This is a genomic window from Solilutibacter silvestris (assembly GCF_050574925.1).
GTDB lineage: Bacteria > Pseudomonadota > Gammaproteobacteria > Xanthomonadales > Xanthomonadaceae > Solilutibacter > Solilutibacter silvestris_A.
Window position 1 is genome coordinate 186,085 of sequence record NZ_JBCMOO010000002.1, and the last position, 19,986, is coordinate 206,070.

17 protein-coding genes are annotated in these 19,986 nt (G+C 64.7%); 8 read left to right on the forward strand and 9 right to left on the reverse strand.

Annotated elements, in window-relative coordinates:
• Positions 1 to 18: 18 nt before the first annotated feature.
• From ABE093_RS01390 to ABE093_RS01400, 3 genes are all read right to left on the reverse strand, one after another.
• Positions 19 to 786 (reverse strand): NAD kinase, encoded by a 768-nt coding sequence (locus ABE093_RS01390; RefSeq protein ID WP_430759073.1) that lies wholly within the window; start codon positions 784 to 786, stop codon positions 19 to 21.
• 63 nt (positions 787 to 849) lie between these two features.
• A complete protein-coding gene (locus ABE093_RS01395; RefSeq protein ID WP_430759074.1) occupies positions 850 to 5,700 on the reverse strand; it encodes an NAD-glutamate dehydrogenase in 4,851 nt (1,616 codons plus the stop codon).
• Between the two features lie 33 nt (positions 5,701 to 5,733).
• Complete coding sequence (locus tag ABE093_RS01400; RefSeq protein ID WP_430760054.1) at positions 5,734 to 6,903, reverse strand: acyl-CoA dehydrogenase family protein; 1,170 nt, start codon at positions 6,901 to 6,903, stop codon at positions 5,734 to 5,736.
• 103 nt (positions 6,904 to 7,006) lie between these two features.
• Here ABE093_RS01400 and ABE093_RS01405 point away from each other — a divergent pair, with 103 nt between their 5' ends.
• Genes ABE093_RS01405 through ABE093_RS01425 form a run of 5 tightly spaced genes read left to right on the forward strand, consistent with a single transcriptional unit; the run spans position 7,007 to position 13,442 of the window.
• Positions 7,007 to 7,936 carry an ArsR/SmtB family transcription factor gene (locus ABE093_RS01405; RefSeq protein ID WP_430759075.1) on the forward strand — a complete coding sequence of 310 codons (930 nt, stop codon included), beginning with the start codon at positions 7,007 to 7,009 and terminating at the stop codon, positions 7,934 to 7,936.
• Complete coding sequence (locus ABE093_RS01410) at positions 7,933 to 9,033, forward strand: homocysteine S-methyltransferase family protein (protein WP_430759076.1); 1,101 nt, start codon at positions 7,933 to 7,935, stop codon at positions 9,031 to 9,033. Before ABE093_RS01405 ends, ABE093_RS01410 begins: the two co-directional genes overlap by 4 nt.
• The gene (gene metH, locus ABE093_RS01415) at positions 9,030 to 11,711 is read left to right on the forward strand and encodes a methionine synthase (protein ID WP_430759077.1); all 2,682 of its coding nucleotides are present in this window, start codon (positions 9,030 to 9,032) and stop codon (positions 11,709 to 11,711) included. Before ABE093_RS01410 ends, metH begins: the two co-directional genes overlap by 4 nt.
• Before the next feature lie 22 nt (positions 11,712 to 11,733).
• Positions 11,734 to 12,405, forward strand: coding sequence for a hypothetical protein (locus ABE093_RS01420; RefSeq protein ID WP_430759078.1), 672 nt, complete (start codon positions 11,734 to 11,736; stop codon positions 12,403 to 12,405).
• Complete coding sequence (locus ABE093_RS01425) at positions 12,402 to 13,442, forward strand: acyltransferase family protein (RefSeq protein WP_430759079.1); 1,041 nt, start codon at positions 12,402 to 12,404, stop codon at positions 13,440 to 13,442. Before ABE093_RS01420 ends, ABE093_RS01425 begins: the two co-directional genes overlap by 4 nt.
• Before the next feature lie 7 nt (positions 13,443 to 13,449).
• Here ABE093_RS01425 and ABE093_RS01430 read toward each other — a convergent pair whose 3' ends face one another.
• The 6 genes from ABE093_RS01430 to ABE093_RS01455 all read right to left on the reverse strand — a co-directional run bounded on the left by ABE093_RS01430 (position 13,450) and on the right by ABE093_RS01455 (position 18,303).
• On the reverse strand, positions 13,450 to 14,232 hold the full coding sequence (locus ABE093_RS01430; RefSeq protein ID WP_430759080.1) for a transporter: 783 nt from the start codon (positions 14,230 to 14,232) through the stop codon (positions 13,450 to 13,452).
• Positions 14,232 to 14,822 (reverse strand): DUF2058 domain-containing protein, encoded by a 591-nt coding sequence (locus tag ABE093_RS01435; RefSeq protein ID WP_430759081.1) that lies wholly within the window; start codon positions 14,820 to 14,822, stop codon positions 14,232 to 14,234. Before ABE093_RS01435 ends, ABE093_RS01430 begins: the two co-directional genes overlap by 1 nt.
• 6 nt (positions 14,823 to 14,828) lie before the next feature.
• Positions 14,829 to 15,041, reverse strand: coding sequence for a SlyX family protein (locus ABE093_RS01440; protein WP_430759082.1), 213 nt, complete (start codon positions 15,039 to 15,041; stop codon positions 14,829 to 14,831).
• Positions 15,038 to 16,387, reverse strand: a complete 1,350-nt coding sequence (locus ABE093_RS01445; protein ID WP_430759083.1) for a UDP-glucose dehydrogenase family protein — start codon at positions 16,385 to 16,387, stop codon at positions 15,038 to 15,040. Before ABE093_RS01445 ends, ABE093_RS01440 begins: the two co-directional genes overlap by 4 nt.
• 27 nt (positions 16,388 to 16,414) lie before the next feature.
• On the reverse strand, positions 16,415 to 17,254 hold the full coding sequence (locus tag ABE093_RS01450) for an FKBP-type peptidyl-prolyl cis-trans isomerase N-terminal domain-containing protein (RefSeq protein WP_430759084.1): 840 nt from the start codon (positions 17,252 to 17,254) through the stop codon (positions 16,415 to 16,417).
• Between the two features lie 74 nt (positions 17,255 to 17,328).
• Entirely contained in the window at positions 17,329 to 18,303 is a 975-nt protein-coding gene (locus ABE093_RS01455) for an FKBP-type peptidyl-prolyl cis-trans isomerase N-terminal domain-containing protein (RefSeq protein ID WP_430759085.1), read from the reverse strand.
• On the opposite strand from ABE093_RS01455, the gene ABE093_RS01460 reads away from it, so the two are divergent.
• The 3 genes from ABE093_RS01460 to ABE093_RS01470 all read left to right on the forward strand — a co-directional run bounded on the left by ABE093_RS01460 (position 18,302) and on the right by ABE093_RS01470 (position 19,914).
• Complete coding sequence (locus ABE093_RS01460; protein ID WP_430759086.1) at positions 18,302 to 18,439, forward strand: hypothetical protein; 138 nt, start codon at positions 18,302 to 18,304, stop codon at positions 18,437 to 18,439. The genes ABE093_RS01455 and ABE093_RS01460 overlap by 2 nt on opposite strands.
• A 114-nt stretch (positions 18,440 to 18,553) precedes the next feature.
• The gene (locus tag ABE093_RS01465) at positions 18,554 to 18,850 is read left to right on the forward strand and encodes a hypothetical protein (RefSeq protein ID WP_430759087.1); all 297 of its coding nucleotides are present in this window, start codon (positions 18,554 to 18,556) and stop codon (positions 18,848 to 18,850) included.
• 68 nt (positions 18,851 to 18,918) lie between these two features.
• Positions 18,919 to 19,914, forward strand: coding sequence for a P63C domain-containing protein (locus ABE093_RS01470; protein ID WP_430759088.1), 996 nt, complete (start codon positions 18,919 to 18,921; stop codon positions 19,912 to 19,914).
• Positions 19,915 to 19,986: the final 72 nt, after the last annotated feature.

The window sequence follows — 19,986 nt, forward strand, 5'->3', positions numbered from 1 at the left end:
CCTCATCGGAGGTTGGACTCAGGCGATGAACTGTTCGCTGAGGATGCGCTCCTCGAGGCCGTGCTCGGCATCGAACAGCAAGGTGACGGCGCGACCCGGCGCCTCGCGCACGGCGACATCGACGACATCGCGCACTTCGTGCGAATCGGCAGTCGCGCTGACCGGGCGCTTGTAGGGATCGAGGATGCGGAAGCGCACTTCGGTGGCGGCCTTCAGCACCGCGCCGCGCCAGCGCCGCGGCCGGAATGGCGCGATCGGCGTCAGCGCGACGACATTCGCGCCCAGCGGCAGGATCGGCCCCCCCGCGGAGAAGTTGTAGGCGGTGCTGCCAGCCGGCGTCGCCACCATCGCGCCGTCGCAGATCAGTTCTTCCAGCCGCGTCTGCCCGTGCAGGTCGATGGCGATGTGCGCGGCCTGGCGGGTCTGACGCAGCAACGAGACCTCGTTGTAGGCGAGCAAGGTCACGGTCGCGCCGGACTCGGTCTGCACGGTCATCTCGAGCGGATGCAGCACCGCCGGTTCCGCGCTGGCGATGCGTTCCGCGAGCTCCTCGGTGCGGTACTGGTTCATCAGGAAGCCGACCGTGCCGAGCTTCATCCCGTAGACGGGTTTGCCGAGTCCACCGTGGCGATGCAGGGTCTGCAGCATGAAACCGTCGCCGCCAAGCGCGACCAGCACGTCGGCATCTTCCAGTCTGGTGCGGCCATGGACGGACTCGAGCGCAGCCAGCGCCGACTGCGCGTCGCTGCTATTGCTGGCGAGGAAGGCGATGCGTGGGTCTGCCATGCAGGCAGGATAAAACGAAACCGGGGCCACTTGGGCCCCGGTCGGTCGACATCGCGACGACGATCAGCTGCGATCGGCCAGCTGCGCCAGGCGCTGCACCGCGACCGAGACGGTCGGGTAATCCAGCGTCTTCTGCGCCGCCAGTTCCGACAGCATCGACAAGGTGAAGCGCAGCGTCTGGTCATCGCGACCCAGCCATGCCGCAACCTTGGCCTCCGCGTCCTTGCCGGCCATCGGCAGGACCTGCTCGGTCAGCTTGCGCATCTGCGTCGCCAGTTCGTCGCGCAGCACGCCACGCGCGACCGCATGCCAGCGGCCGTCGACCTTGAGCGCCTCGATCTGCTCGCGCAGCCACGGCTCGCGCAGGGCATCGCCCAGGCGGAAATACACCTTGGCGACATCAATCACCTTGAGCTTGCGCGCACGGGCCAGCTCGATGATGTTCGGGCACGGCTCGAGGTATGGCAGCGCCGACAGCTGGTCGGCCAGCGCCGCCGGCACGCCCTTGGCACGCCACATCTTGCGGGTTTCCTCGTACGCCGGACGCTGCGACGGATGGAGGATGCCCTCGCCGGCGCGGATGTCGCGGAACCCGTCGTGGTAGCGATCGACCGCGTCCTGGATGTTCGGGATCGCGCCGGGGCGCGACAGCAGCCAGCGGGTGAAGCTGCGCTGCAGTTCCCAGATCACCATCAACGCGTCGACCTGCACCGAATCGTCGACCTTGCCGTCGAGCGCATCGATCTGCGCCCACAGGTCGCGCGCGTCCAGCGTTTCGCGGGTGATGGTGTAGGCCTTGGCGATGTCGCCGATGCTGCGGCCACTGTCTTCCTGCATGCGCATCAGGAAGGTCGCGCCCATGCGATTGATGGTCGAGTTGGTCACCGCGGTGGCGATGATCTCGCGCTTCAGGCGGTGGTCTTCCATCGCCTTGGCGTACTTCTTCTGCAGCGGCTCGGGGAAGTAGCGCACCAGTTCGCGCGACAGGTACGGATCTTCCGGCACGTCGCTGGCCACCAGTTGCGGATACGCCACCAGCTTCGAGTACGACAGCAGCACGCACAGTTCCGGACGCGTCAGGCCCTGGCCGCGCGCCTTGCGCTCGGCAAGCTCGGCATCGGACGGCAGGAATTCGATCTGGCGATCGAGCAGGCCCTGCGCTTCCAGCGTGCGCATGAAGTGCAGCTTGGAACCGAGGCGCGACTGCGACATCCGCTCCATCAGGCTCAACGCCTGGTTCTGGCGGTAGTTGTCGTTGAGCACCAGGTCGGCGACCTCGTTGGTCATCGACGCCAGCAGCTTGTTGCGCTCGGGCAGCTTGAGCTTGCCCTTCTGCACTTCGCCGTTGAGCAGGATCTTGATATTCACCTCGTGGTCGGAGGTGTCGACGCCCGCGGAGTTGTCGATGAAGTCGGTGTTGAGCAACACGCCGTGCTGCGCGGCTTCGACGCGGCCCAGCTGGGTCAGGCCGAGGTTGCCGCCCTCGCCCACCACCTTGCAGCGCAGATCGCGGCCATCCACGCGCAACGCGTTGTTGGCGCGATCGCCGACCTCGGCATTGGTCTCGCGGCTCGACTTCACGTAGGTGCCGATACCGCCGTTCCACAGCAGGTCGACCGGCGACTTCAGGATCGCCGACATCAGTTCTGTCGGGCTCAACGCCTGGACGTCGCTGGCGATGCCGAGCGCCGCCTTGATTTCCGGCGACAGCTTGATCGACTTCTCGGCGCGCGAATACACTCCGCCGCCCTTGCTGATCAGCTTGGCGTCGTAATCGGCCCAGCTCGAACGCGGCAGCTTGAACATGCGCTGGCGTTCCTTGAACGAGATCGCGGTGTCCGGGTTCGGGTCGAGGAAGATGTGGCGATGGTCGAACGCGGCGATCAGACGCGTGCACTTCGACAGCAGCATGCCGTTGCCGAAGACGTCGCCCGACATGTCGCCGATGCCGACGCAGGTGAAGTCCTGCTTCTGGCAATCGCGGTTCATGGCGCGGAAATGGCGCTTGACCGATTCCCACGCGCCACGCGCGGTGATGCCCATGCCCTTGTGGTCGTAGCCGACCGAACCACCGGAGGCGAAGGCGTCGTCCAGCCAGAACCCGTGCGCCTGGGCGATGCCGTTGGCGATGTCGGAGAAGGTCGCGGTGCCCTTGTCGGCGGCAACGACGAGATACGGATCGTCGTTGTCGTGGCGGACCACTCCATCCGGGTGCACGATCTTGCCGTTCGCCGCGATGTTGTCGGTGATGTCGAGCAGACCGTTGATGAAGCGCTTGTAGCAGGCCACGCCTTCGTTGAACCAGCCGTCGCGGTCGGTCGCCATGTCCGGCAACTGCTTCGGGAAGAAGCCGCCCTTGGAGCCGACCGGCACGATCACCGTGTTCTTCACCATCTGCGCCTTGACCAGGCCCAGCACTTCGGTGCGGAAGTCTTCGCGGCGATCCGACCAGCGCAAGCCGCCGCGCGCGACCGGTCCGAAACGCAGGTGGATGCCTTCCACGCGCGGCCCGCAGACCCAGATTTCGCGATACGGACGCGGCTTCGGCAGGTCCGGCACCGCTGCGCAGTCGAGCTTGAACGCGAGATAGTCGGCCGGGCCGCCGTCCTTGCGCTTGCCGTCGACATAGTCGATGTAATAGTTGGTGCGCAGGGTCGCGTCGATCACGCCCATGAAGCTGCGCAGGATGCGGTCCTCGTCGAGGCTCTTGACGCGGTCCAGCAGCGCGATGATCGCCGCACGCGTTGCATCGACCTGTGCGTCACGCGCCTTGCTGCGCGCGGCGACGACCGGCTCGATGATGGCCCTGGCGGCCTCGTCGCCACCGCACAACGCATCGATCTGCGCGGCGAAGGTCTTGGCGCCGGCGGCGATTTCCGCCTTGCTCTCCTTGCCGGTATTCGGATCGAAGCGCGCCTCGAAATATTCCACCAGCAGGCGCGCCAGCAGCGGATAGCGCGCGAAGGTCGCTTCGACGTAGCTCTGCGAGAACGGCACGCCCAGCTGCATCAGGTATTTGCAGTAGGCACGCAGCATCGCCACCTGCTTCCAGCGCAGTTCGGCGCCGAGCACCAGGCGATTGAAGCCGTCGTTCTCGAGTTCGCCGCGCCAGACGCGGCCGAAGGCTTCGGTGAAGAAGCCGACGCTGCCGTCGTTAATCGCGGCCCCCGCGGACGGACGCACTTCAAGGTCCTGGATCGAATACGGCTGGCCGTCGACGACGACGTCGTGCGGATACTCGGTAATGACCTGCAGGCCCATGTTGTCGAGCATCGGCAGCACTTCCGACAACGGCAGGCTGCCGTTGCGATGGAACAGCTTGACCTCGATGCAATTGGCGCAATGGCTGGCGGCGGGATCGGTGCGCAGGTTGATGCCGAGGCTGTCGTCGCTGGTCAGCTTCGACAGTTCAACCACATCGTTGGCGGCCGCTTCCGGCGTCGCTTCCTCGATGTAGGCAGCGCTCAAGGCACGACCGAAGCGCTTGGACAGTGCCAGGCCTTCGCTTTCGCCGTGGCGCGCCACCAGCACGTCGTTGAGGCGGTCGTGCCAGTTGCGCACGGTTTCGGCCAGGCGTGCTTCCAGTCCGGCGATATCGAACTTGGCCTCGCGCGCGCCTTCGCGCGGACGCACGATCAGGTGCAGCTGCGCCAGCGGCGAATCGCCCATCGTGACATGGCTTTCGACATGGTCGGCGGACAGCGCATCCTTCAGCATCGCCTCGATGCGCAGGCGCATGTCGGTGTTGAAGCGTTCGCGCGGCACGTAGACCAGCACCGAGTAGAAGCGACCGTAGCGATCGCGGCGCAGGAACAGCTTGCTGTCGACGCGCTCCTGCAGGCCGAGTACGCCGTTGCCGAGCGACAGCAGTTCGCCGTGGGTGGACTGGAACAGTTCGTCGCGCGGCAGCGTTTCCATGATGTGGCGCAAGGCCTTGGCGCTGTGCCCCTGCGCCGGCAGGCCGGATTCCTTCATCACGCGCTCGTAGCGGCTGCGCACCACCGGGATGTCCCACGGGCGATGGTTGTAGACGCTGGAGGTGAACAGGCCGATGAAACGCTTTTCCGATACCGGCTTGCCCTTGGCATCGAATTCCACCACGCCGATGTAATCCATGTAGCCGCGACGATGCACGCTGGCGCGCGCATTGGTCTTCGACAGGATCAGCGGTTCGAGCAATCCCGACTGCTGCACGCGATGCGCGTCCATCGACTTCAGCGGACGCGGCTTGCCGGAATCCTTGCCGCGCAGCAGGCCGAGGCCGCTGCCGTCGACCGCGACCAGCATGTCCTCGCCGCCGCGCTTCTCGACCTTGTATTCGCGATAGCCGAGGAACGTGAAATGGTTGTCGGCGGCCCAGCGCAGGAATTCGCGCGATTCCGCCAGCACTTCGGCCGACACCGGGCTCTTGCCCTTGGCCAGGCCTTCAGCGGCGACTTCCATCTTCTCGCGCATGCGCGGCCAGTCTTCGACGGAGGCGCGAACATCGGCGAGCACCGCCGTAATCGCACGCTCCACGTCCTTGGCGTCGGCGGCATCCAGGCGATCGATTTCGACATGGATGAAGGATTCGTTGTTCAGCACCGGATGCAGCAGCGTGTGCACGGCGATGCCGCGCTCCGTCAGTGCATTGGTGATCGAATCCACCAGGAACGGCATGTCGTCGTTGGCGACCTGCAGCACGCTGCGCGGCGATTCCCAGCCATTGGCCTTCGCGGTCGGATTGAACACGCGGACCGCGGCGGCGCCACGCTTGCGCTTGCGCGCGAATGCGAGTGCGTCGCTGGCGATCGCGGCCCAGGTCGCGGCGGATTGCGCCTGCATTTCCCCGGGGGACTGGTGGGCGTAGAGCGCAGTCGCGAATGCGCGTTCGTCGGGAATTGGTTTGTTTGGAGCAGGTTTCTTCGATGTCATGTCATCAACCTTGGGTACGGCGAAGGGGCCAGCTCAGCGCAGGCCGGTTTCGTGGCGGGCGATCACCAGACGCTGGATTTCGCTGGTGCCTTCGTAGATTTCGGTGATCTTGGCGTCGCGGAAGTAGCGCTCGATCGGCATTTCCTTGGAATAGCCCATGCCGCCATGGATCTGCAGTGCCTGGTGGGTGATCCACATCGCCGCTTCCGACGCGGTGAGCTTGGCGACCGCGGCTTCGGTGGTGAACTTCTTGCCCTGCCCCTTCAGCCACGCCGCGCGCAGCGTCAGCAGGAAGGCAGCGTCGAGCTTGCACTTCATGTCGGCGATCTTGGCCTGGGTCATCTGGAACGCACCGATCGGCTGGCCGAAGGCCTTGCGTTCCTTGACGTAGGCGAGCGTCGCCTCATAGGCGGCACGGCCGATGCCGATCGCCTGCGAGGCGATGCCGATGCGACCGGCGTCGAGCACGCTCATCGCGATCTTGAAGCCGTGGCCTTCCTCGCCCAGCACGTCTTCCGGCTGCGCGACGTAATCGGCGAACTCGATTTCGCAAGTCGCCGAGGCGCGGATGCCGAGCTTGGGCTCGGTCTTGCCGCGATGGAAGCCGGCGCGATCGCCGTCGATCAGGAAGGCGGTGATGCCGCGCGCGCCCTTGTCGGGATCGGTCATCGCGAACAGCACGAAATACTTGGCGACCGGACCGGAGGTGATCCAGCTCTTCTTGCCGTTGATCTTGAAGCTGCCGTCGGCCTGCTTCACCGCGCGGCAACGCATGGCAGTGGCATCGGAACCGGACTGCGGCTCGGTCAGCGCGAAGGCGCCGATTTCCTTGCCTTCGGCAATCGCGCGCACGTACTTCTGCTTCTGCGCTTCGGTGCCGTGGGTCAGGATGCCGTTGCAGAACAGCGAGTTGTTCACCGACATGATGGTGCTGTGGGCGGCATCGCCCTTGGCGATCTCGACCATCGCCAGCACGTAGGCGATCGGATCCATTTCCGCACCGCCGTATTCGCCCGGCACCTCGATGCCCATCAGGCCGTTTTCGCCAAGGAGGCGGATGTTTTCGAGCGGGAATTCGCCGCTGCGGTCGTGGTCTTCGGCGGACGGGCCGATCTTCTCCTGCGCGATCCGGCGCGCCACGTCCTGAATCATCAACTGCTCTTCGGTGAAGCTGAAATCCACGATCCGTCCCCGCGTGCCAATTGGAAAACGGAATTGTATCCCGCGAAACTTTCCATTCGCTCCCGACTTGACCGTTCCAAGCCCCTGCGCGACAATATATCTTTAAATCCGGATAGAGAGATATATGGATCTGGAAGGCTGGTCGAACCGCCTCAAGGTGTTCGCCGACGCGACCCGCGTGCGCCTGCTGGTGCTGCTCGCGCGCGAGGAATTCACCGTTGCCGAGCTTGCCGCGATCACCGGGTTGGCGCAACCGCGTGTTTCCACCCATCTGGCCCGATTGAAGGAAGCCGGACTGGTGCGCGATCGCCGCTCCGGTGTCTCCTCCTATTACCGCTTCGAGGAGGATGCCCTCGATGCCGCCCAGCAAAGCCTGTGGCAGGCGCTGCGCAACGGCAGCGACGACCCCCTGCTCAACCAGGACGCCGCCCGCATCCCTGAAGTGATGGCCGCGCGCGCCAACGACCAGAACTGGGCCGACAGCGTCGCCGGCGACATGGAGCGCCACTATTCGCCCGGCCGCACTTGGGAAGCGTTGGCGCGTTCCGCGCTGCCATTGCTGGAACCGGGCGACGTCCTCGACATCGCCTCCGGCGACGGCGTGCTGGCCGAACTGCTGGCGCCGCATGCGGACCGTTACATCTGTCTGGATGCCAGCGCCCGCGTGGTCAACGCCGCCAGCGAACGCCTGCGCACCTATCCGAATGTCGAGGTGCGCGAAGGCGACATGCACGCCCTGCCCTTCGACGACGCCAGTTTCGACCTGGTGGTGCTGATGCATGCCCTCACCTACGCCGCCAAGCCGCAACAGGCCGTCGCCGAAGCCGCGCGCGTGCTGCGTCCCGGCGGCCGCCTCCTGCTGTCCAGCCTTGGCAAGCACGCGCATGCCACGGCCGCGCAACCCTTCGGCCACGTCAATCTCGGTTTCACCGTCAAGGAACTGCAGAAGTTCATCGAGAAGGCAGGACTGCACGGCGATCGCGCCGCCAGCATCACCCGCGAACGCCGCCCACCGCATTTCGAAGTCATCTCGCTGATCGGGACCAAGCCATGAACACTCTCCCCTGGAAGAATCCGCAACGCGCCGAAGCACTGCAGCGGGCGCTGGCCGAACGCATCCTCGTCCTCGATGGCGCGATGGGCACGATGATCCAGCGCCACGAACTGCAGGAAGCCGACTACCGCGGCGAACGCTTCGCCGAGGGTTATGACGCGTTGTTCGCCGCCGAGGGTCACGCCCATGGGCCCGGCTGCGGTTGCGAAGGCCATGACCAGCGCGGCAACAACGACCTGCTGACGCTGACGCGCCCGGAGATCATTCGCGACATCCACGCGCAATACCTCGCCGCCGGCGCCGACCTGATCGAGACCAACACCTTCAACTCGACCAGCATCTCGCTGGCCGACTATCGCCTCACCCACCTGGTGCGCGAGCTCAATCGCGAAGGCGCGCGCATCGCCCGCGAAACCGCGGACGCCGCCGAAGCGAAGGATCCATCGAAGCCGCGCTTCGTGGTCGGCGTGCTCGGGCCCACCAGCCGCACCGCCTCGCTGTCGCCCGACGTCAATCGTCCCGGTTTCCGCGCCATCAGCTTCGACGAGCTGCGCGACGCCTACCGCGAAGCGACGGAAGGGTTGATCGAAGGCGGCGCCGATATCCTGATGGTGGAGACAGTGTTCGACACCCTCAACGCCAAGGCCGCGCTGTTCGCGATCGAGGAAGCCTTCGACGCCCATGGCCAGCGCCTGCCGGTGATGATCTCCGGCACGATCACCGACGCTTCCGGGCGCACGTTGTCCGGGCAGACCGCGGAAGCGTTCTGGTATTCGCTGCGCCATTCGCGCCCGCTGGGCATAGGCCTCAATTGCGCGCTCGGCGCCAAGGAGTTGCGCCCGCACGTGGAAGCGCTGTCCCTGGTCGCCGACACCTACGTCACCGCGCATCCCAACGCCGGCCTGCCCAACGCCTTCGGCGGCTACGACGAAACGCCGGAAGACATGGCGGTGATCCTGCGCGAGTTCGCCCAATCCGGCCTGCTCAACGTGGTCGGCGGTTGCTGCGGCACCACCCCGGAACACATCGCCGCGATCGCCGCTGCCGTCGGCGACGTCGCTCCGCGCGCGATCCCGGCGCTGGAAGAGGTCGCATGAGCGCGCTCGCCCGCCATACCCGCCTCGCCGGGCTCGAGCCCCTGGTGATCACGCCGGAATCGAACTTCATCAACGTCGGCGAACGCACCAACGTCACCGGCAGCGCGCAGTTCAAGAAGATGATTCTCGAAGGCCGCTACGACGACGCCCTGGTCGTCGCCCGCCAGCAGGTCGAGAGCGGCGCGCAGGTCATCGACGTCAACATGGACGAAGGCCTGCTCGACTCCGAACAGGCGATGGTGACCTTCCTCAACCTGATGGCCGCCGAACCCGACATCGCGCGCATCCCGGTGATGGTCGATTCATCGAAATGGTCGGTGATCGAAGCCGGCCTCAAGTGCCTGCAGGGCAAGGGCATCGTCAATTCGATCTCGATGAAGGAAGGCGAAGGCGAATTCCTGCGCCAGGCCCGGCTGGTGCGTCGCTACGGCGCCGCCGTGGTGGTCATGGCCTTCGACGAAGTCGGCCAGGCCGACACCCTGGAGCGCAAGGTCGAGATTTCCTCGCGCGCGTTCAAGCTGTTGACCGAAGAGATCGGCTTCCCGCCGGAAGACATCATCTTCGATCCCAACTGCTTCGCCATCGCCACCGGCATCGAGGAACACAACGACTACGCGGTCGCCTTCATCGAAGCTGCACGCGAACTGCGCAAGCGCTTCCCGAAGAGCCACATCTCCGGCGGCGTCTCCAACGTGTCGTTCTCGTTCCGCGGCAACGAGCCCGTGCGCCAGGCCATCCACGTGGTGTTCCTGTACCACGCGATCAAGGCCGGCATGGACATGGGCATCGTCAACGCCGGCGCCCTGCCCCTGTACGACGACCTCGAGCCGGAACTGCGCGAGCGCGTCGAGGACGTGGTGCTGAACCGTCGCGACGACTCCACCGAACGCCTGCTCGAAATCGCCGACAAGTACAAGGGCAAGAAAGGCGAGAAGAAGGTCGAAGACCTGCGCTGGCGCGAGCAACCGGTCGCCGCGCGCCTCTCGCATGCGCTGGTGCATGGCATCGACCAGTACGTCGAAGACGATACCGAGGAAGCGCGCCTGCAGGCGAAGCGTCCGCTCGACGTGATCGAAGGCCCGCTGATGGACGGCATGAACGTGGTCGGCGACCTGTTCGGCGCCGGCAAGATGTTCCTGCCCCAAGTGGTGAAATCGGCGCGCGTGATGAAGAAGGCCGTCGCGCACCTGCTGCCCTTCATCGAAGCCGAGAAGCTGCGTACCGGCGATGCCGGCAAGTCGAACGGCAAGATCGTCATGGCCACCGTCAAGGGCGACGTCCACGACATCGGCAAGAACATCGTCGGCGTCGTCCTTGCCTGCAACAACTTCGAGGTCGTCGACCTCGGCGTGATGGTGCCGGCGCAGAAGATCCTCGATACCGCGCGCGAAGTCGGCGCCGACATCATCGGCCTGTCCGGGCTGATCACGCCGTCGCTGGAAGAGATGAGCCACGTCGCCAAGGAAATGAAGCGACAGGGCTTCGAGATGCCGCTGCTGATCGGGGGGGCAACGACCTCGCGTGCGCATACCGCGCTCAAGATCGATCCGCACTATGCCGCACCGACAATCTGGGTGAAGGACGCCTCGCGCGCGGTCAACGTGGCGCAGTCGCTGATTTCTCCGGATCTGCGCGCCTCGTTCGTCGCCGCCAACGAGAGCGATTACGCCGACATCCGCGAGCGCCATCGCAACCGTGGCGACGCCAAGCGCCTGGTATCGATGGAGAAGGCCCGCGCCCAGAAATTCGACGGCGATTGGGCGAACTACGCGCCGCCGCAACCGGCCCAGCCCGGCATCCACGTCTTCGACGAATATCCGCTGGCCGAGCTGGTGCCGCTGATCGACTGGACGCCGTTCTTCAATGCCTGGGAACTGGCCGGCCGCTATCCGGCAATCCTCACGGATGAAATCGTCGGCACGCAGGCCAGCGAGTTGTTCCGCGATGCCCAGGCGATGCTGAAGCGCATCGTCGACGAGAAATGGCTGACCGCGCGCGGCGTGATCGGGCTGTTCCCCGCACATTCGGTTGGCGAAGACGTGGTCTTGCCGGATTCGGCGACCACCCTGTACTTCCTGCGCCAGCAGGTCGACAAACCGGTGGAGCGCCCGGATTTCTGCCTCGCCGATTTCATCGCCCCACGGGATTCCGGCAAGCAGGACTGGATCGGCGGTTTCGCCTGCACCGCCGGTATCGGCATCGACGAACGCGTCGCCCGCTATGAAGCCGACCACGACGACTACAACGCCATCCTGCTGAAGTCGCTGGCCGATCGCCTGGCGGAAACGCTGGCGGAACGCCTGCACCAGCGCGTGCGCCACGAGTTCTGGGGCTATGCGCCGGATGAAACGCTCAGCACCGACGACCTGATCGACGAGAAATACCAAGGCATCCGTCCGGCGCCCGGCTATCCGGCCTGCCCCGACCACAGCCAGAAGCGCACGTTGTTCGACCTGCTCGAAGTCGAGAAGAACACCGGCATGCAACTCACCGAGAATTTCGCGATGACGCCGGCCGCCGCGGTCTCGGGCTGGTATTTCAGCCATCCACGCAGCCAGTATTTCGTGGTCGGGCGCGTCTCGCGCGAACAGGTCGCGGACTACGCGGCACGGCGAGGCATCACCCTGCAGCAGGCGGAGCGCTGGCTCGCCGCCAACCTCGACTACGATCCCGAATAACACTTGCACGGTAATCCGCCACATGGACAGTGACCACGCGACGTCCGCCGGGCTCGGCAACCGCGAATTCATCGAACGCCACGCCGCACCCGGACGCATCGGCCTGTGCACCGGCAAGGAATGGATGAGCAAGCTGATCCGCAAGGCGCAGTCGCCGCTCACCGGCGACGGTCATCGCAGCCTGTGGTCGCACGCCTTCATCTTCAACGAACGCCGCGCCGACGGTCACTGGTGGGTCCTGGAGTCCGACCTCGACATCCACTACAAGCAGGTGCGGCTGGGCGTGCAGGAGAATCGCGTCGATCGCTATTTCGACAACGATCTGGTCCCCAATCTCGCCATCCTCGATTTCGGGCTGGACGAGGCGCAGACGAAGCAGGTGCAGGTCGCCGGGCTGGACCTGCTGTCGGGGCTGTCGCACTACTCGCTGACCGAACTGGTCGGCACCCTGTTCGCGATGCCGAGCCGACGCCTGCGCCGTCACGGCAACGTGTTCGCGCGCAACAATGCCCTGTTCTGTTCGGCGATGGTGCAGCACTGCTATGCCGCTGCCGATGTCCGCCTGCTGCCCGATCTTGGCGGCAAGCACATCACCCCCCAGGACATCGCCGAATCGCCATTGCCGCACCAGAGCCATCGACTGATCCGGGATCTCGGAGTCTCGCACCTGCGTCGCTTAAGCTTGGGCGCATGACACCCGCCAACCGCGACAACTTCCTGCCCCTGCGCCATCTCGCGGCGGCCATGGTGATCTATGGTCACGCCTACGCGCTGACACGCCATGCGCCCGGCGATGCCGATCTCGTCCAGCGCTTCATGCCCGGCTATTACGCCGGCAGCCTCGCGGTGTTCTTCTTCTTCGCGATCAGCGGTTACCTCGTCACCCTCAGCCTGCTGCGCCAACCCTCGATCCTGCGCTATGCGCGCAACCGCGTCGTGCGCATCTGGCCGGCGTACATCGCATGCATCCTGTTCTGCGCGCTGGTCCTCGGCCCGGCATGGACCACGCTCTCGCCATCGGTCTATCTGCACGACAAGGCGACCTGGCATTTCGTCCTCGGCAACGCGGTTCCGAAATCCTTCGTATGGAACCTTCCGGGCGTATTCGCGACGAATCCGTATCCGAACGTGGTCAATGGCAGCTTGTGGTCGCTGGCGGTGGAAGTGCGCTGGTATCTGTGGCTCGGCATCCTTGCCGCATTGACGCTGGTGCGCCGGCGCGCGGCGTTCACGGCGATTGCGGCGGCATGGATCCTGTGGTGCGCCTGGCAGTGGTGGCATGGCGTTCCGGACGCGCGCGATGTGCGCGCACTCGGTTGCATCTTCCTCGGCGGCGGCGTGTGCGCGGTGTGGCGCGACCGACTGAAGATCACCCACGTCGGAATGGCGGGACTGATCGTGCTCGCCGCGATCGCGCACGACAGTCGCTGGTTCGGTCCGATCGCTGCCATCGCTGCCCTGCACTTCTGCCTGTGGGCGGCCTATCGCCTGCCGGCGTTGCCCTGGCCACGCCGCATCGATTGGTCCTACGGGCTGTTCCTCTATGGATTCCCGGTGGAACAGAGCATCGCGGCGTGGAATCCGGCGATCGCACCGCTCGCGATGCTGCCGTTGGCGCTGGCCGGCGCTGCGATTCTTGCGGCTTTGTCGTGGCATGCCATCGAACGCCCCCTGCTCGATCGCTTCAAGGGCAAGGACGCGACAACGGAACCGCCATTGCCCGCGGTGTGATCCGGGCTCAGTGCCCGCGCGCCAGCACCACGGAAACACCGAACCCGGCCTGCCACTCGGGGCTGTTGCGGTCGAGCCCGCGCAGCATCCAGCCATCCAGCTGCACGCGGTGATCGACCAGCAGCGTCAACCCGCCGCCGGCAACGCGCGCGTGATCGATGCCGTTTCCATACCCGGTCTCGACATAACCTGACAAGGCGTCGGTGAACGAGAATCCATACGACACCGCCGACATCCAGCCACGTCCCTGCTGCTGGGAATCGCGTGCCAGATAACCAGAGAAGCTGCGGTTGTCACCGAGATCGCGCGTGACCGCAGCAGCGAGCTGGTCGGCATGGCCCGACGAGCCGAAGGGCTGCCCACCGGATGCGAACTTGTGCGTCGCGAGCAACGCCATGCTCCAATCCTGCGACGACAACGGCAGCGTCCATTTCAGCGCAACGTCGGTGTCGCCCTGGCCGTGCGCATGTGTCTTCCTTTCAGCACGTGTTTCCTGCCAGACGTATGGCGATCCTGCCAGTTGCAGCTCGACGCCATGCCCGAGTCCCATGCGCAGGCGACTGTCGGCATTCGCCTGGAGGGTTCGCGTATCGCCATCGCGTTGCCAGCTTGCGTCGGGCAAGCCCTGTTCCCAGACCAATCCGCCTTGTGGAAGCGACCACGACGCGAACGACAGCCCGGGGCGGTCGAATTGCGTGTCCGTCTCGGGCTGCTGCGCTGCTTGCGCGAAAGCGCGTCCCGGCAATGCGAGCATCGCGAACAATGCACAGATCGCGATCCGGCCGGCCATCACCACACCAGGTCGTCAGGCACCTGGAATTGCGGATCGCTGTACGGATCGTCCGTGGCCGGCGCATCGGGATCGACCTTCAATGCGAGCGCAGGCGCGAAGATGCGCCCGGCTTCCGCCAGCACCTCGGCGGTGACCAGCAGGTAACGCCCGTTCAACTGCACCACCCCCAACGCACCGGCGTTGAGCTGCGGCAATTGTTCCGCGGTGACATAGATGCGCTTGATCTTGCCGCCGTAATCGAAGTGGCGGGCGATCTCGGCATCCGCGGCGTTCAGCGATTTCCCTTCGAGGAAAGCCGCCAGCTTCTCGCGCGCTTCGCGACGCAGGCGCGCCTCTTCCTGGCGCTGGCGTTCCGCCTCGATGCGTTCGGCCTTTTCCTTCTCGGCGCGCATGGCATAGGCCTTGCCGAGATCCATTTCGCCGCCCTGCGGCTTGCGCTTTGGTGGGGCGCCCTTGCCGTCCTTGCGCGGGGCATGATGGCCGGGCTTGCCCTTGCCAGCAGGCGTGGCTGGCTTCGGCTTGTGGGCCGGCTTCGGCGCCGGCTTGAAGCCCAGGCCGAGCAACTGGTCGCGCAACGAATCTGTCATCGTCAATCAGTAGTGAGGCGGTGGTGGCTCATCGGCGGGATCGACGCTCACGCCCGATCCGCGCGCGGATTTCAATTCCTCGACCACGCGGCGCAAGGCGGCATCGTGGCGCGCGATATCGGCACGCGCGGCGGCCAGTGCGTCGCTGAGTTCGATCAACGCCTGCTCCTGGAAGGTCAGGCGCATTTCCAGTTCCTCGATGCGCGACTGTTCGCTCATGCCGCGCGCACGGAACGCCCGCGGCCAATGCCCCAGTAGGCCAGGCCGTTGGCTTCGACTTCGATCGGATCGTAGAGATTGCGACCATCGAACACCACGCGATCGTGCAGGCGTTCGCCGAGCATGTCGAAGTCGGGGCTGCGGAACTGCTTCCATTCGGTGATCACCACCAGCGCATCGACGCCGCCGGCCAGCGTATCCGCGCGCAGATCGCACAGCATCAGGTCATCGCGATCGCCGAAGATGCGATGCGCCTCCTCGCGCGCCTCCGGGTCGTAGGCGCGCACCTTGGCGCCTGCTTCCCACAACTGTTGCAGCAAGCGGCGGCTCGACGCCTCGCGCATGTCATCGGTATTCGGCTTGAACGCCAGGCCCCACAACGCGATGGTCTTGCCCTTCAGCGCCGCGGCGCTGCCGTAGTGGCGAACCATCAATTCGAACAGATGGCTCTTCTGGCGCTCGTTCACCGCCTCGACCGCGTTCAACAGCAGCGAGTCGTACTGGTTTTGCGCCGCCGTCTTCGCCAGCGCCTGCACGTCCTTGGGGAAGCACGAACCGCCGTAACCGGCGCCGGGATAAATGAAGTGCCAGCCGATGCGCGGATCGGAACCGATGCCCTTGCGCACATGCTCGATGTCGGCGCCCACGCGCTCGGCGATGTTGGCCATCTCGTTCATGAAACTGATCTTGGTCGCCAGCATCGCATTCGCCGCGTACTTGGTCAGTTCCGCCGAACGCACGTCCATCGTCACCACGCGATCGTGGTTGCGATTGAACGGCGCATACAGGCGTCGCATCGTCGCGATCGCGCTGTCGCTGGACGAGCCGATGACGATGCGATCCGGACGCATGCAGTCCTCGACCGCGGCGCCTTCCTTGAGGAATTCCGGATTCGAGACAACGTCGAAGCGCACTTCGACGCCACGCGCCTGCAGCTCCGCGGCAATCGCGGCGGACACCTTGTCGGCGGTGCCCACCGGCACCGTCGACTTGTCGACCACCACCACGGGCTTGTCCATGTGCTTGCCGATGGTGCGCGCCACCGCCAGCACGTACTGCAGGTCGGCGCTGCCATCCTCGTCGGGCGGCGTACCGACCGCGATGAACACCACGTCGCCGAAGGAAATCGCTTCGGCGGCGTCGGTGGTGAAGCGTAACCTGCCAGCGGCATGGTTGGACTTCACCATCGGTTCAAGGCCGGGTTCGTAGATCGGGATCACGCCGTTGTTGAGCCCGTCCACCTTGGCGGCATCGATATCGACGCACACCACCTGGTGCCCCACTTCCGCGAGGCAGGTGCCGGTGACCAGGCCGACATAACCGGTGCCGAAGATGGAAACGTGCATGCGTCTTCCCTATGTGATGCAGTGCGATTACTTGCCGTGGCCGCCATCAGCTGCGGGAGCAGAAGGAGCTGCCTTGCCCTTCTCGATGCTCACCAGCTCGACGTCGAACGCCAGCGTCGCGTTCGGCGGGATCGGGCCGCCCGGGGTGCCCTGCTCGCCATAGGCCAGCTTGGCCGGGATCCAGAACTTGTACTTGCTGCCGACGGTCATCAGCTGCACGCCTTCCGACCAGCCCGGAATCACCTTGTTGACCGGCATCATCGCCGGCTCGCCACCGTGGGCTTCGGTGCTGTCGAATTCCTTGCCGCTCAGCAGGGTGCCCTTGTACTTCACCTTGACCACGTCGGTCGGCTTCGGCTTGGGACCGGTGCCCTCGCTCACCACCTGGTACTGCAGGCCCGAAGCGGTGGTCTTCACGTCCGGCTTCTTGCCGTTGTCGGCCAGGAACTTCTCGCCTTCCTCGCCGTTCTTCTTGGCGTCGGTCATCGCCTTCTGCATCATCTTCAGCTGCATGCGCTGGCCGAAGGCCTCGCCGACGGCTGCGGCCTGCTTCTCGTCCATCAACGGCTTTTCGCCGTTCATCGAGGCGCGGAGGCCCTTCATCATCACGTCGAGATCGATCTCGTCCTTGGCCTGCTCAAGCTGCTTGCCCATGTTCATGCCGATCATGTAGCTGACCTGGTCCTTGTCGGTCGGCAGGCCGGCGATGGTCTGGGCCGGCTTGTCGGCACTCTTGGTGGCATCGGCGGCGGCGTCGGGCTTGGCGGCGGATGCAGCGCCTTCGGCAGGCTTCTTGCAGGCGCCCAGCGAGAACGTGATTGCGATCGCCAACGACGACAGGACGATGAGGGAACGACGATTGGACATCGGGAACTCCGGTTTTCTTCTTGACCGCACGATGCGGATGAATGGCTGCGGGATGGACCGCAGGGCGGATTACTTTAACGGCTCAGGCCGAGCAGTTCGACATCGAATACCAGCGTGGAGTTCGGCGGGATGCTGGGCGGCGAACCCTTGGCGCCGTATGCCAGCTGCGACGGGATCCAGAAACGGTAGCGGCTGCCGACCGGCATCAGCTGCAGGCCCTCGGTCCAGCCGGCGATCACCGCCTTCAACGGGAAGTTCGCATCCTTGTTGGCATCGAAGACGTGGCCATCGAGCGTGCGCCCTTCGTAACTGACATGCACCGAGGAATCGGCGGACGGGCGCATGATGCCGCCACTGTCCTTCATCACCTGGTACTGCAGGCCGCTGCGCGTGGTCATCACGCCGGGCGCGGTGCGGTTGCGGGCAAGGAATGCCTCGCCTTCGCGCTTGTTGCGAATGGCGTCCGCGGCGCTGCGCGTGCGCATCTTCGCGATCAACTGATCGTGCGCCTGCTTGGCCTGGGCCTCATCGAGCAACGGCGTCTGCTTCAACGCGACGGCGCGCAACCCCTGCATGGCCATCGGCAGATCGAATTCGGCGCGCGCCGGCGCCAGCGAACGCCCGATGTCGATACCGACCAACTGCGCGACCTTCGTTGGCGTCACGCCTGGCGGAAACGCCGGAACGGTCGCATTCGACTGGCGGGCCTGGACGCGCTGCCCCAGCGCCATGCTCACCGCGCGTGCTTCATCCTGGGTCAGCAGCGGCTTGCCGCCGTCCATGGTGTTGCGGATGGCGTTTTCGAACTCGGCGAAATCGATGTCCTGGCCGATATCGGCCACCGACTTGCCCACTTCCATGCCGACCATGTAGCTGATGCGGTCACGGTCCGTGCGCAGTTCCACCTTCGTCGCTGCGGCTGCCGCCGGTTGCGTGGCAACGGGCTTCTTCGCGGCCTTCGCCTTGCCGCTTTTTGCCGCATGGGCCACGCCGGGCGTGGCGGTGATGGCGAGGACGGTAGCGAGCGCGGCGAGGCGAACCGAATGCATGACGGGATCCGACGACTGGAAACGACGTATTCTGCTGGAAATCGGCGCGGACGACGAGCGCGGCGGCATTCCGGGGTCACGACGGATTCATTGCCGCACAAAGAAAAACGCCCGCTTGCGCGGGCGTTTTTCCTGATATGGCGTCCCCACGGGGATAAAACCCTAAGCCGCCCGACCCTTGAGGTCGCCCGACGGTACAGGATCGGATAGCCGTCTCACCCCATGATCCGGCCGGCGCTACCCTGCCGGCATGAACCCAGTAGACCCCGAGACCTACCGCCTGGCCGTACGCAAGTGGCAGCGGGCCGACCCCAGCCAGCGCCTCGTCCGTACCACCCGAGATGATCGCGGTCGTACCGTGCGGGAGCTCGTCTCCTACGGCGTGGTGAGGGTCCGTATGGTCGAGGTTGGCGGCGGCATGGCCGAGGTCTATACCGATACATGCCGGCGGTTCCGAGAACCTGACCCTGGCCGCATCTCCTTCAAGACGTGGCAACCGTTGGAGGTCACCTACGGTACGGCCAAGCGGGTTGTGCCGATACGGTGAAAGCAGAGTGCTTGCATTTCTGATTATTTATAGTAAATTGCTTGCAACCAATAACCTTGCAAGGTCATATGAAAGACAAGCCAACAGGAAAGGCCAAGGGCGGCAAAGCCAGGGCGGCGGCACTGACTCCTGCTCGCCGGAAGGAGATTTCGCAGAACGCACTGCAGGCCAAGCGTGAGCTAGCTACGTTGCCGAAAGCGACCCATGGATCCGCTGATCACCCATTGAAGATCGGAGATATCGAAATCCCCTGTTATGTGCTGGAGGACGGGACACGCGTCCTGTCGCAGCGCGGATTTATTGTGGGTGTCGGGATGAGCCTTGGCTCATCTAGGTCTGGTGATGCTCGACACATCGCTTTATTGGAGTCTGACGGGGTAAAACCCAACGTAACCAATGAGTTACTGCCGATGCTCAGGAATCCAATTCGATTCCAGAATCCAAGTGGTGGCGGCATTGCTTATGGTTATCCTGCGACGGTGCTGGCCGACTACTGCGATGCAATTCTCGCTGCGCGACGGGCAGGGACATTGCCCCAACGGCAATCTCAGGTCGCAGATCAATGCGAAATCCTTGTTCGAGGATTTGCCCGCGTCGGCATCATCGCCCTAGTAGATGAAGCGACCGGGTATCAAAAAGATCGCGAAAAGAACGCTCTGGCCAAGATCCTCGAATCTTTCGTTGCAAAGGAACTTCAGCCGTGGGTAAAGACCTTTCCACCCGAATACTACGAGCAGTTGTTTAGGCTCAAGGGCATCCCGTACCCACCTGAAAACGCAAACTATCGTCCGCAGTATTTCGGGACGCTGACGAACAATATCGTCTATGACCGGCTCGCGCCGGGGCTGCGCAAGGAGTTGAAACAGCAGGCAACGAAGGACGAGAAAAAGGCGAAGTTGCACCAACGGCTTACGACTGACATCGGACACCCGAAGCTGCGCGAGCACCTTGCTTCCGTGGTCACCATCATGAAGCTGAGCAACGACTACGAAGACTTTGCCGAGAAGCTCGATAGCATCCACACGAAGTATGGCGAAAACCTGAAGCTGGAGCTGGAGCTCTGAACACCCGCCGCATGCTTGGGCCAATGGCGAAGCAGAGGCGGCTTGGTGTGAGATCAGGATGCCTCGACGGAC

Bases quoted from the DNA above. Each gene is read 5' to 3' on its own strand.
- ABE093_RS01390 (WP_430759073.1), bottom strand. From the start codon at position 786: ATGGCAGACCCACGCATCGCCTTCCTCGCCAGCAATAGCAGCGACGCG.
- ABE093_RS01395 (WP_430759074.1), bottom strand. From the start codon at position 5,700: ATGACATCGAAGAAACCTGCTCCAAACAAACCAATTCCCGACGAACGC.
- ABE093_RS01405 (WP_430759075.1), top strand. From the start codon at position 7,007: ATGGATCTGGAAGGCTGGTCGAACCGCCTCAAGGTGTTCGCCGACGCG.
- ABE093_RS01410 (WP_430759076.1), top strand. From the start codon at position 7,933: ATGAACACTCTCCCCTGGAAGAATCCGCAACGCGCCGAAGCACTGCAG.
- metH (WP_430759077.1), top strand. From the start codon at position 9,030: ATGAGCGCGCTCGCCCGCCATACCCGCCTCGCCGGGCTCGAGCCCCTG.
- ABE093_RS01420 (WP_430759078.1), top strand. From the start codon at position 11,734: ATGGACAGTGACCACGCGACGTCCGCCGGGCTCGGCAACCGCGAATTC.
- ABE093_RS01425 (WP_430759079.1), top strand. From the start codon at position 12,402: ATGACACCCGCCAACCGCGACAACTTCCTGCCCCTGCGCCATCTCGCG.
- ABE093_RS01430 (WP_430759080.1), bottom strand. From the start codon at position 14,232: ATGGCCGGCCGGATCGCGATCTGTGCATTGTTCGCGATGCTCGCATTG.
- ABE093_RS01435 (WP_430759081.1), bottom strand. From the start codon at position 14,822: ATGACAGATTCGTTGCGCGACCAGTTGCTCGGCCTGGGCTTCAAGCCG.
- ABE093_RS01440 (WP_430759082.1), bottom strand. From the start codon at position 15,041: ATGAGCGAACAGTCGCGCATCGAGGAACTGGAAATGCGCCTGACCTTC.
- ABE093_RS01445 (WP_430759083.1), bottom strand. From the start codon at position 16,387: ATGCACGTTTCCATCTTCGGCACCGGTTATGTCGGCCTGGTCACCGGC.
- ABE093_RS01450 (WP_430759084.1), bottom strand. From the start codon at position 17,254: ATGTCCAATCGTCGTTCCCTCATCGTCCTGTCGTCGTTGGCGATCGCA.
- ABE093_RS01460 (WP_430759086.1), top strand. From the start codon at position 18,302: ATGACGGGATCCGACGACTGGAAACGACGTATTCTGCTGGAAATCGGC.
- ABE093_RS01455 (WP_430759085.1), bottom strand. From the start codon at position 18,303: ATGCATTCGGTTCGCCTCGCCGCGCTCGCTACCGTCCTCGCCATCACC.
- ABE093_RS01465 (WP_430759087.1), top strand. From the start codon at position 18,554: ATGAACCCAGTAGACCCCGAGACCTACCGCCTGGCCGTACGCAAGTGG.
- ABE093_RS01470 (WP_430759088.1), top strand. From the start codon at position 18,919: ATGAAAGACAAGCCAACAGGAAAGGCCAAGGGCGGCAAAGCCAGGGCG.